Source organism: Flavobacterium sp. GW823-FHT06G12, assembly GCF_058794775.1.
Genome location: NZ_JBXAHE010000005.1, coordinates 128126 through 139968, shown reverse-complemented (window position 1 = coordinate 139968; position 11843 = coordinate 128126). Strand labels below are relative to the sequence as shown.

Annotated in this window: 8 protein-coding genes, 1 tRNA gene and 1 pseudogene; 5 read left to right on the top strand and 5 right to left on the bottom strand. The window is 33.3% G+C overall.

What is annotated here, in order from left to right:
• Positions 1 to 98: 98 nt before the first annotated feature.
• On the bottom strand, positions 99 to 227 hold the full coding sequence (locus tag AC1Q5Z_RS18985) for a hypothetical protein (RefSeq protein WP_492446379.1): 129 nt from the start codon (positions 225 to 227) through the stop codon (positions 99 to 101).
• A 278-nt stretch (positions 228 to 505) separates the two neighbouring features.
• On the opposite strand from AC1Q5Z_RS18985, the pseudogene AC1Q5Z_RS18980 reads away from it, so the two are divergent.
• A pseudogene (locus AC1Q5Z_RS18980) lies at positions 506 to 1094 on the top strand (REP-associated tyrosine transposase).
• Positions 1095 to 1331: 237 nt separating this feature from the next.
• On the top strand, positions 1332 to 1835 hold the full coding sequence (locus AC1Q5Z_RS18975; RefSeq protein WP_111283114.1) for a hypothetical protein: 504 nt from the start codon (positions 1332 to 1334) through the stop codon (positions 1833 to 1835).
• 322 nt (positions 1836 to 2157) lie between these two features.
• Here the strand turns inward: AC1Q5Z_RS18975 and AC1Q5Z_RS18970 are convergent, their stop codons facing one another.
• The gene (locus tag AC1Q5Z_RS18970; RefSeq protein WP_343587374.1) at positions 2158 to 2412 is read right to left on the bottom strand and encodes a GIY-YIG nuclease family protein; all 255 of its coding nucleotides are present in this window, start codon (positions 2410 to 2412) and stop codon (positions 2158 to 2160) included.
• A gap of 59 nt (positions 2413 to 2471) precedes the next feature.
• A tRNA-Met gene (locus AC1Q5Z_RS18965) sits at positions 2472 to 2544 on the bottom strand.
• A gap of 117 nt (positions 2545 to 2661) precedes the next feature.
• Here AC1Q5Z_RS18965 and era point away from each other — a divergent pair.
• The 3 genes from era to AC1Q5Z_RS18950 all read left to right on the top strand — a co-directional run bounded on the left by era (position 2662) and on the right by AC1Q5Z_RS18950 (position 8082).
• Complete coding sequence (gene era, locus AC1Q5Z_RS18960) at positions 2662 to 3543, top strand: GTPase Era (RefSeq protein ID WP_111422569.1); 882 nt, start codon at positions 2662 to 2664, stop codon at positions 3541 to 3543.
• A gap of 321 nt (positions 3544 to 3864) precedes the next feature.
• Positions 3865 to 5178 carry a ribosome biogenesis GTPase Der gene (der, locus tag AC1Q5Z_RS18955; RefSeq protein ID WP_198857575.1) on the top strand — a complete coding sequence of 438 codons (1314 nt, stop codon included), beginning with the start codon at positions 3865 to 3867 and terminating at the stop codon, positions 5176 to 5178.
• 156 nt (positions 5179 to 5334) lie between these two features.
• Positions 5335 to 8082: an outer membrane beta-barrel protein gene (locus AC1Q5Z_RS18950; RefSeq protein WP_343587291.1), complete on the top strand. Its 2748-nt coding sequence runs from the start codon at positions 5335 to 5337 to the stop codon at positions 8080 to 8082.
• Between the two features lie 105 nt (positions 8083 to 8187).
• Here the strand turns inward: AC1Q5Z_RS18950 and AC1Q5Z_RS18945 are convergent, their stop codons facing one another.
• Together AC1Q5Z_RS18945 and AC1Q5Z_RS18940 are read right to left on the bottom strand one after the other, a co-directional pair.
• Positions 8188 to 8931 carry a DUF2490 domain-containing protein gene (locus AC1Q5Z_RS18945; RefSeq protein ID WP_343587289.1) on the bottom strand — a complete coding sequence of 248 codons (744 nt, stop codon included), beginning with the start codon at positions 8929 to 8931 and terminating at the stop codon, positions 8188 to 8190.
• 150 nt (positions 8932 to 9081) lie between these two features.
• Positions 9082 to 11643: a TonB-dependent receptor gene (locus AC1Q5Z_RS18940; RefSeq protein ID WP_492446375.1), complete on the bottom strand. Its 2562-nt coding sequence runs from the start codon at positions 11641 to 11643 to the stop codon at positions 9082 to 9084.
• Positions 11644 to 11843 lie beyond the last annotated feature (200 nt).

Genomic DNA, 11843 nt, shown 5'->3' with positions numbered 1-11843 from the left:
CTTTTTTACATCCGTTTTTAGGGTTAAATAAAAGTATTTCCAAAAGGAAATTTATATTTTGCTCTAAGGATTGTAGAATAAACTTAAACAGTGGTATGCTAAATAATATTTAGAATATCTGGCATTAAATCCAATCTTTTGTCTAATATTTTTTTAATTTCTGGTGTAGATTCCAAGCTATAAATTCGATCTATTTTCTTTGAACTTCCATCTTGATGTATCTCCATTCCTACATAAAAAATTTTATTTAAATGATAAATAGTTATTTTCTGTACAAGCATTTTATTTCGTGTAAATAACTTTGCGTAAAAGTTCCCTTCATGTACATCAGTTATATATATACCCCGCTCCCCGAAGTGTTCATCTGAAAAGCTGCGCAAATGTCTCTGACTTTGCGCAATTTTTTTTTGCCTTAGAAATTGTAAACGTGAAAAAAACTCCTGACTTTTTTTTACACAGCATTAAATAATAAGTTAAATCCTATATTTTTGTTTAAAAAGAAAAAATGAAAGAAGGTTATGTAATTAGAGATCAAAAACTGCCGCATTTTATCACACCGACAATTGTAGATTGGATTGATGTTTTTACACGTCAGAGTTATAGAGAAGTTATAATTGAATGCTTAGATTACTGCATTAAAAATAAAGGAATGATTTTATATGGTTATGTCATAATGAGTAATCACATTCATATGATTGTGCAGTCTTTCAGATTTAATAAGAGATTTTAAAAAGTTTACAGCAAAAACTATCCTAGACAAAATACAAAATAGTCCAGAAAGCAGAAGAGATTGGATGCTGGAAAGATTTAAACTTGCTGCAGAAAAACACACTAGAAATAAACTTTATCAATTTTGGCAGTACGGAAATCACGCAGAAGAAATTTACAGTAATAAATTTATGTGGTCTAAATTGGATTATATACATTTAAATCCCGTAAGAGCAGGTTATGTGAATCGAGCATCAGAATATGTTTATTCTAGTGCAAGCAATTATATAAATGGTAAAGGATTGTTAAGCATTGAAAAAGCAGATAACCCGATTGTAGATGTTTTGAATTTAAAATCTATTTTTCGAGATAATCTTTATTCGTAATTTTATAATAAAGTCGGAAACTTTTACAAGTGAACGGTTTAATGGACTGTTGTATAAAAAGCGCAAAGTCAGAGACATTTGCGCAGCGCTAATGAAGAACACTTTGCGGAGCGGGGGGCTCTTAATGATATTTTTACAAATCCAACGAGTATTAGAGCTTTCGGGTTGTTTGTTAATACTTATACTATTTATGATTATAAAAATTTAGTAGAACAAAAAAATAAAAAATAAAAAAATATGGTATATAGAATTAATAATAATTTTGATAAATGGATCGAAAAAACACAATTATACTTTTTTATAAGAACTATTTGCTCTGTTCCAATAGCCATTTTTACCGCTTACGCTATATTTTTAGGTTCAAATAGTAACTCGTATAGTGACGCGAAATTTGGTATAGCAGGGGTAATTGTAATATTATTGTTTTTCTTTTTCGCTTATTTTCGAGCAGGATCCATATTTAATAGAACTATTAAGGAAATTGAAATAAATGAATTTGGCTTAGTTATAACAACATATAAATTTAAAATCTTTGGAATATTTGCCATACTTGGAAAATATATAAAATATGATTACAAGGAATTGAAGTTTTTTCTTAATGAATTTCCACTGAAACAAACTAGTAAAAATGCCACAATAGAATGTTACATTTTAGTAATAAAGGAAGTTGAATATTACTTAATCTATAAAGAATTTGGCGATTCATTAATATCGGATTTGTTTTTAAAAACAAATAATTAAATGAACTATACAGCTAGTTATAAACTTTCGGCATTTGTGAAAAAAGTTGAAAAATTAATTGTTGGTAATGGTTTATCTACTTTTATCTTTATTATTTTTCCCCCCCGCTCTCCGAAGTGTTCATCTGAAAAGCTGCGCAAATGTCTCTGACTTTGCGCAATTTTTTTTTGCCTAAGAAATTGCAAACGTGGAGAAGTCTCCCGATTTTTTTACATTTTTAACTTAAAACAAAAAAAGCTCCAGATTCCTAAGAAGCTTTTGTCTTAGTAGCGGGAACAGGACTCGAACCTGTGTCCGCCGCGGCGGATATGAGCCCGACGAGCTAAATTTTAGAAATGAGATTTTTAATAAATTCTCTCCCGATTCCAGTTTTTAGATATTTTTCTCTTTTCATAGCTTCAGATTTTGAATTAAAAAACTCAACATAAATTACTGCCCAAGGTCTATATTTTGGAGTATAACCTTTCGTTTCAAGAAAATTATGAGATTTAAATCTTTCAATTAAATTGGAAGTAAATCCAGTATAAGTTTTCTTGAATTTTTCAGAATAAAGAATATAGACAACAAATTCATCCATAATTACAAAATGCTATAAACAAAAAAAACACCACTTGTAATAAGTGGTGTTTTTCTTAGTAGCGGGAACAGGACTCGAACCTGTGACCTTCGGGTTATGAGCCCGACGAGCTGCCTACTGCTCTATCCCGCGATGTTTCGGGTGCAAAGATACGGCGATTTTTGAGAAATCCAACGAAAACTTTAAAAAATGTTTTATTTTCTGTATTGAGTTGATATGACTACCTTTGCAAAATAAATAAAGCAAAAAATGTCACATAAAGCAGGTTTCGTAAATATTATCGGAAATCCAAATGTTGGAAAATCAACATTGATGAACGCTTTCGTTGGAGAACGATTGTCGATCATTACATCAAAAGCACAAACTACACGTCATAGAATTTTAGGAATTGTAAACGGAGAAGACTTTCAGTTAGTTTTGTCTGATACTCCTGGAATCATCAAACCAGCGTACGAAATGCAGGAATCGATGATGAACTTTGTAAAATCGGCTTTTGAAGATGCTGACATTTTAATCTACATGGTCGAAATAGGCGAGCAAGATCTTAAAGATGAAGACTTCTTCAAGAAAATCATTCATGCTAAGATTCCGGTTTTATTACTTTTAAATAAAATTGATAATTCAAACCAAGAGCAATTAGAGCAGCAAGTTACTTTCTGGAAAGAGAAAGTGCCAAATGCAGAAATTTTCCCGATTTCGGCTTTGCAGAATTTCAACGTTCCGGAAGTTTTCGGAAGAATTATCGAATTATTGCCAGAATCACCACCTTATTATCCAAAAGATCAATTAACAGATAAACCAGAACGTTTCTTTGTTAACGAAACAATCCGTGAGAAAATCTTATTGAATTACGCTAAAGAAATTCCATACGCAGTAGAAATTGTAACAGAAGAATTTCATGAAACCGATAATATTATCAGAATCCGTTCGGTAATTATGGTAGAACGCGATACGCAAAAAGGAATCATTATTGGACATAAAGGTGCAGCTTTGAAAAAAGTAGGAACCGATGCCCGTGCTGATTTAGAGAAATTCTTCGGAAAACAAATTCATATTGAGCTTTATGTAAAAGTGAACAAAAACTGGAGAAGCAATGCCAATATGCTGAAACGATTTGGCTACAATCAGTAATTTTTGTTTAATCGGTTAATCGTTGATTTGTTTAATCGTTATACGAAAGTTCTTTTGAAAATAGGTGCCCTAGCCCAGATGGTAACGGCATCCTTTTGTGGCGGGGTTCGCCACAAAAGATATAGTGGACAGCTGGATTAAGCTCCTGAAAATTATACAAAAAACAATAAAAACTTAGGTACTTAGAAACTTAGCGTCTCAGCAACTTTTTTTAACTACCTTTGCAAAAAATTTAAATAAGGCATTTACGGTTTTTAGTGATTGGGTTTTTAGGAAGCTAAAAATCTGAAATCTAAGTCTAAAGCCTAAAATTCAAAAAAAATGAATAATAACATTGTTGCGATAGTAGGAAGACCTAACGTAGGGAAATCGACCCTGTTTAATAGGCTGATACAAAGAAGAGAAGCTATTGTAGATTCAGTATCTGGGGTTACCCGTGATAGAAACTATGGTAAAAGCGAGTGGAACGGAAAAGAGTTTTCTGTCATTGATACAGGTGGATACGTTCGAGGGTCTGATGACGTTTTCGAAGGTGAAATTCGTAAACAGGTAGAACTTGCTATCGACGAAGCCGATGTTATTATCTTTGTGGTTGATGTTGAAGAAGGAATTACACCAATGGATGAAACTGTTGCAAAATTACTTCGTAAAGTAACAAAACCAGTTTTATTGGCTGTAAATAAGGTTGATAACGCAATGCGTGAGAAAGATGCAATTGAGTTTTATAATCTTGGTTTAGGAGATTATTTCACATTTGCAAGTATTTCAGGAAGTGGAACTGGAGATTTATTAGATGCTTTAATTGAAGCTTTTCCAGAAAAACCAGAGCCAGTTACGCCAGAAGTAGAATTGCCTCGTTTTGCAGTTGTAGGACGTCCGAATGCTGGAAAATCTAGTTTTATCAATGCCTTAATTGGTAAAGATCGTTATATTGTTACAGATATTGCAGGAACAACTCGTGATGCTATTGATACTAAATTTGACCGTTTTGGTTTCGAATTTAATTTGGTTGATACTGCGGGAATTCGCCGTAAAGCAAAAGTAAAAGAAGATTTAGAGTTTTATTCTGTAATGCGTTCGGTACGTGCGATCGAACATGCAGATATTTGTATCTTGGTTATCGATGCAACCCGCGGATTTGAAGGTCAAGATCAAAGTATTTTCTGGTTGGCTGAGAAAAACCGTAAAGGAGTTGTAATCTTAGTAAACAAGTGGGACTTAGTAGAAAAAGATACGATGTCGACTCGTGACTACGAGGAGAAAATCAAAAAAGAATTGATGCCTTTTACAGATGTGCCAATTTTATTCGTTTCTGCTTTAACAAAACAGCGTTTATTAAAAGCATTGGAAGCTACGGTTCAAGTTTTCGAAAATAGAAAACAAAGAATTCCAACTTCAAAATTCAACGAATATATGTTGAAAGTAATTGAAGCATATCCGCCGCCAGCAACAAAAGGTAAATATGTAAAAATTAAATACTGCATGCAATTGCCAACTCAAACACCGCAATTTGTGTTTTTTGCTAACTTGCCACAGTACGTTAAAGAGCCTTATAAGCGATATCTTGAAAACAAAATTCGTGAAAAATGGGATTTCGCAGGAGTTCCGATCGATATCTACATTAGAGAAAAATAAAAAAAATCCCCTTGAAAATAGGGGATTTTTTTATGATTTATTTCTATTTACTTAAAAGATCAATTTTTTATTGGCATTATATTTGAATAAATGTAAAAAATACAATTAAACCTTTTGCGTTTTTGTAAGTCTTACAGATCTAACTAACCCAATTTTATGACCAAGATTTATTCATTTCTATTGTTTTTAGCTTTTGTTTATTCGGCAAATGCCCAAAACAATATTGTTATCAAAGGAACTGTAGTTGATATTAACTCGCAACTTCCGCTTGAACTTGCAACCGTTTATTTTACAACTGTAAAAGATTCTACAATTATAGAATATGCTACAACAGATAAAAACGGAAATTTTATTATCAATACGAAAAAGTATGATAAACCGGTTTTTTTAAAGGTAAATTATACTGGATACCAAACGTATTTTGAAGAACAAAAAGGACTTACAGAAAGTAAAGACTTTGGTAAATTGTACATGCTTGAAAATGCAAATGTTTTAAATGAAGTAATAATTAAGAGCGAAGCCCCACCAATTACGATTAAAAAAGATACTTTAGAATTTAATGCCGGCTCTTACAAAGTGCGTCCAGATGCAAATGTGGAGACCTTACTGAAACAATTGCCCGGATTTGACGTAGATAATACTGGAAAAATTACGGTAAATGGGCGAGAAGTCAATCAGGTTTTAGTCAACGGAAAAGCATTTTTTGATAAAGATGGTGCCATTGCCATTAAAAATCTTCCTGCTGATATTATTAAAAAAGTTCAAGTTTCTGATTTTAAAACCAAAAAAGAAGAATTGGCCAAACAAGAATCGACTTCAGATTATTCGAGTATAAATATTACCATTGACGAAAAGAAAAACAAGGGATATTTTGGTAAAGTACTTGGCGGATACGGCTCAGACGAACGCTACGAAAGCAGTTTGATGATGAACTTCTTTAAAAACAAGCAAAAAATCAGCGTTTTAGCCTCTTCAAATAATATCAATTCGACTGGATTTTCTATGGATGAAGTTTTTGATAATATGGGAGGCGGAAGAAATGCAAAAGGAGGTCAGGGCGCAAGCAGTGGAGGAAAAGGAATTACGCAGTCGACTTTGGCTGGAATTAATTATTCTGACGATTGGTCAAAAGATTTGGAGTTTATGAGCAGTTATAACTTTACAAATGCGGTGACTAAAAACGATAGCAAATCCAATCAGCTTAGTTTATTGCCTACAGGAAATATTTTAACTGAAGCAGATTCTAAAACAAGAAATGAAAATACTGGAAACAAGGCTAATTTTGAGTTAGAATACAAAATTAATCCTACTATGCAAATTGTTGTTGCACCTAAACTGAATGTGTCTCAATCAAACAGTAATTCTAGTTCTTCTACTTCTTCAGAAAACCAAAATGGAGAGGCGTTGAACGAAAGTACGGCAACATCTCATACAGAAAGTTCGAATACGAGTTTTGCGAATAGCATTAACTTCAACAAAACTTTTAAAAAGGAATCGAGAAATTTAAGTGTGGTTTTTAGCAATAGCAACACTAAAAATGATTCGAACGGAATTAATATTTCTGAAACCATTTTTTATCAAGATGCAAAACCAAATGATGAAAGAAATCAGAATGCAAAAAATACTTCAAAAAGTGATGCGTACTCGCTTGATTTAGAATATACAGAACCTATCACAGATTCGCTTCGATTGCGTTTTGGAACCGATTTTGACTGGCAGAGTTCAATGAACGATCAGAAAACATATAATTTTGATGATGCTTCACAAGAATATTCAGATTTAAACTCATCGCTAACGAATTATACAACATCAAAACAAAATTCGATTACGCCAAAAGTGGGGATTAGTTGGCAGAAAAGAAAATTTACACTTAATGTAAATTCTAGAACATCAATTGTTGAGTTTGATAATCATTCTTTCTATTTAAATCAAGCGACTGATTTGAATAAAAGATATATGCTTCCGTATGGAACAGCACAGTTTCGATATAAATTTAATCGTTCTAAAAACTTAACGTTTAAGTATGATTATTCTAATGCGCTTCCATCGGCAACACAATTAATGCCGGTTGCAGATTTAAATAATCCGTTAAATAGTGTAATTGGTAATCCAAATTTAAATCCGATTGAGAAAAATACTGCTGGTATCGATTTTAAAAATTTTGATTTTAGAACGCGTTCTGGCTATAGTTTATTTCTTAAAGGAGATTACTATAATAATGATATAGTTTCGACTTCTATTTATGATGACAGCGGAAAAAGAAATACAACTTATGTAAATATTTCAGGAACTTATTCTGCTTCGGTTGGAGGAAACTGGAATCAGCAGATTAAAAAAGATGCACACACCATTAGATACGGTTTGCGTTTAAGCGGTAATTATAATTTTGATAAAGGATTTACAAATGCAGTTATGTACAATGCAAAATCGGTTGTAATTACACCTAGCGTTTATGCTTCTTACGATTATGGAGAAGTGCTTTCAATTTCGCCGTCTTACAGTTTATCGTATAACGAAACGAGATATGAAAATTATTCGAGGGATGCGACTTCAAACGTAATTCATAGAATTAATATGCAAACAACTTCTTACTGGCCAGCAAATTTAATTTTCGGAAATGATTTTGGGTATACTTATAATTCAAATATTTCAGACGATTTCAAAAAGGATTTCTTTTTATGGAACACCAGTTTGTCTTACGGATTTTTGGATAAAAAATTATATGCAAAAGTGAAAGTTTACGACGTTTTAAACCAAAATCAAAGCGCAACAAGAACCATTTCGCCAACGTCTATTCGCGATGAAGAAAACACGGTTTTAAAAAGATATGTAATGTTTTCTCTTGCCTATAAAATCGGTAATTTTGCAGAAAGCAAAAAAGGGAGAAAGCAGAGAGGAGCGTAATTCTTGAGGGACAAAGGCTCAGATTTACAAAGGTTTAAAGGTTACAAAAAATGCCTGTCAAATTCAATTTGACAGGCATTTTTTGTATAACTCATAACTCATAACTCATAACTTTTTTCGATTAATTCGATGATAAACCGTAAGTCTGAAAATATCACGATCATAGAAATCTACACCGCTTGCGCGTCTTTGAAAGTTCTTTAAATAACCCAATTCTACACCAAGATTTGGATTGAAGTGATAACGCAAAGCAACATAAAAACGGTTTTGATCAAATGTATTTTTACGATTGTCTTTTCCGAAATTAAAAAGAACTTCGTCTGAAATAGTTCCTTTTACGCTTCTGCCTTCTTTTTCCCAAAGGGTAAACATAGATTGTAAACGATATCTAAATCGGAAAGCATATGAAAATTCGTCCAGTAATCCTGTTTTATCTGCTTTTTGAATGAAGCGTTCTTCTAACTGAAAACGGTTGTGAAAAGTGATTTTAGCAAGATCATTAATCAGAGTTACATCTTGTTGCCCTCTATATTCAGGAACAGAATAATCAGGATCAACATACGGATTTTGGGTATTTACATTGAAAAAAGCAAATCCAGCTCCAACTTCAATCATTTTATTGGCCCGATACCTAGCTTGAGATCTAATGACAAAAAGGTTTTCATGAATAGGATTTACAAAACTTCTATTATCAAACTCAGAATGAAGCGCCCACTTTTCAGACAAGGGAAAAATATTATAATAACGAATCCAGGTTAGAGTTTGCTGGTCGATATTTCTTTTATTTTGCCCTGTAATTAGTTGGCTAATAAAGAGTAAAGTGAAAAATAGTTTAAAAGATCCTTTCAATTGCGATAAATTCAGGCTGCGAATTTATACAAATGATCTCATTCCTAATTATTTTAAAATCTGTTTTATGTAATTTTTTGTGAAAATAAAAACGAGACACATTCTAAAATACATCTCGTTTTTAATACTAAAACTAACTAACCTAACCGCTTACAGTGAATACTTAAAAGTAACTCCGTAAGTTCTTTGATCACCAAGAACTCCAGCATATTGTCCAGTGTTACCACTTGCAGGCAATAATTGCTCATAGTAATCTTTATTGAAAAGGTTTCTTCCCCAAATTTGAATAGATAAACCTTGCGAAGCACGGAAACCTAAACGAGCATTAAAGATTGCATAACCTTGAACTACTAAATATTTTGAAGCCGAAGGGCTTGAAGAAAATTCAGAACGAGCATAACTATCAGCAGCGAAGAAAATTTTTCCAGCATTACCAAAGAATTTTGCATGATCAGAAAGCTCACCTCCAAGAGAACCAGCCCATCTTGAAGCACCTGGTAAATCAGTTCCAGAAACATCTTTATAAGCCACCTGAACTCCATCAACAGTAAGTCCTGTTTCTTCTAACGGAAGCGGTGCATTTGTAAATTTTACATATTTACCATCAGTATAAGTAGCAGCACCATTTATCGTTATGTGTGAATTGATAACAAAGCTCGCATCCAATTCTGCACCTCTTACACGTACTTTATCAGCATTTGCAAGATAACCGCGGTTTACACCTAATTCAGCTGCCTGAACGTTAGTTTGGAAATCTTTGATGTCAGTATTAAATAGCGTTAAATTTAAAATAGAGTTTTTAAACGGAGATGTTTTTACTCCAACTTCGTAATGATATACTTTTTCTGGTTTAACTACCGCAAGTTCAGTCATTGGCTGTCCTGCTGAGTTTGTTGGAAGCCCAGCTACGTTAACTCCAACTGGTTTGTAACTTTTAGCAAATGTTGCATAAGCATTGATTTTGTCTGATGCTTTGTAAGTAAGCGTTAAGTTTCCAGAAAAATCTGTGTTATCTGTATCTGAATCAAATGCTTGATCTGAGTAAACTGATTTTTTCAAAGCCAATAAGGCAGGATCTGTTGTTTGAAGACCTCCGTAAGTTTTACGAGAATAACTCGCGTCTTTTTTGTCAAAATTATATCTCAAACCTGGTAAAATGTGAAATCTTTCTGTAACTGACCAATCAAGCTGACCAAATACTGCTGCGCTCGAAGCTCTAATTCTTGCATCGGTATGAATTCCGTAACCTTCAAAAAGACCTGGTGTTTTCCATAGTGGGCTAGTTGAGCTTTGTGAGAATCTCCATTGCGCATTTCCAGATTCTTCTGTACCATCTGTTTGAGAAGTTTGATCAATAAAGAATACTCCACCAACACCGCTTATTTTTGAAGTTATTTGTCCAGCATAACGAACCTCTTGTGTAATTTGTGTTTGTCTTGTTGGGTTTTGAGATTTAGCTAAAACCTGTAATCCTGTAAAATCTCTATCATTTGATGGATCCCAATTCCAGAAACGCCATGCTGTTGTAGAAGTAAGTGTTCCACCTCCAATTTTTGTATCGACATTTAATGAAACTCCTCCCAAATCTTGTCCAGAACGCCAAGGAGTATCATGATCAATTTTACGATCAAAAGCATTTAAACTTGGCAATTGATAATTTAAATCGGCGATAATAGCATCAAACTGACGGTATGCAGCCCTTTTAGTAGGGGCAACACCAGCAACAACCTGCGCATATCCGTCAGGACGCTGTGTGGTAAGGTCACCTGCAAAAGTAACGTTTGTATTTTCAGTAGGAGTCCATAATAATTGTCCTCTAAAACCTTGATTGTTTAAAGTATTTGTAGGTCTTCCTGTAGCAATGTTATCGATTAAACCATCTCGTTGTGTTCCAGAAAAAGATAAACGACCTGCCACTTTTTTTCCTAATGCTCCTGTAACAGAAGCTTTAGCTTGTAAAAAGGCATAATTTCCGTAGCTAAGTTCAAAATCGGCACCAGTAGTAAAACTTGGTTTGCGAGAAGTAATGTTAAAAGCTCCAGAAGTTGTATTTTTTCCGAATAAAGAACCTTGCGGACCACGTAAAACCTCGATTTGTTCTACATCAATAAAATCTAAAGTAGTCGCTGCTGGACGTGCATAATAAACACCATCAACATAAAAACCAACTCCAGGATCGATACCGTCGTTTGTTAATCCGAAAGGAGAACCTAAGCTTCTAATATTGATTCCTGTATTTCTTGGGTTAGAAGAATACAACTGAACAGAAGGAACTAATTCTTTAATACGATTTACGTTAAATGCTCCAGCTGCTTCCGCTTGTTTTCCTGTAACTACCGAAACAGCAATTGGCACATCTTGTACTTTTTCTATTCTTCTTCTTGAAGAAACTACAACTTCTACAAGTTTGTTTTCTTCACGTAAAGTAACCAATAGAGGTGAAGCTGGGATAGCCGTGATTTCAAGTTCGGCAGTGTTGTAGCCAATGTATTGAACCAAAAGGGTAAGCGGTAATTTTCCTTGTGATTCTATCGAAAATCTTCCTTCAGAGTCTGTAATTGCACTAAAAGTTGTTCCTTTAATAACCACGTTCGCTGCTTCTAAAGCAATATTTTGATCTGTTGTTACAACCCCGTCTATTTTTTGTGCGAATGAGATTGAGAACGTTAAAACTGCAAGTATTGTAAGTATATTTTTTATAGATGTTTTCATTTTTATATTAAGTATATGTGATTAGTAGAATTTAAAATTAAATTTTTTTTACCAACACATACACATCATAAATGAACCAGTATTCACAGTTGTGAATTTATAATTATAGTTTTTTTTCAAAAGATTTTGTCCACCTGATTTACTAGAATGTACTTTCATGAGTTAAAATTTTGTAAATGATTAGTTAATTATTTTTGGCA

What these genes read in the sequence shown, in the direction of transcription:
- AC1Q5Z_RS18985 (WP_492446379.1), bottom strand. Translation starts at nt 227, where the DNA reads ATGGAGATACATCAAGATGGAAGTTCAAAGAAAATAGATCGAATTTAT.
- AC1Q5Z_RS18975 (WP_111283114.1), top strand. Translation starts at nt 1,332, where the DNA reads ATGGTATATAGAATTAATAATAATTTTGATAAATGGATCGAAAAAACA.
- AC1Q5Z_RS18970 (WP_343587374.1), bottom strand. Translation starts at nt 2,412, where the DNA reads ATGGATGAATTTGTTGTCTATATTCTTTATTCTGAAAAATTCAAGAAA.
- era (WP_111422569.1), top strand. Translation starts at nt 2,662, where the DNA reads ATGTCACATAAAGCAGGTTTCGTAAATATTATCGGAAATCCAAATGTT.
- der (WP_198857575.1), top strand. Translation starts at nt 3,865, where the DNA reads ATGAATAATAACATTGTTGCGATAGTAGGAAGACCTAACGTAGGGAAA.
- AC1Q5Z_RS18950 (WP_343587291.1), top strand. Translation starts at nt 5,335, where the DNA reads ATGACCAAGATTTATTCATTTCTATTGTTTTTAGCTTTTGTTTATTCG.
- AC1Q5Z_RS18940 (WP_492446375.1), bottom strand. Translation starts at nt 11,643, where the DNA reads ATGAAAACATCTATAAAAAATATACTTACAATACTTGCAGTTTTAACG.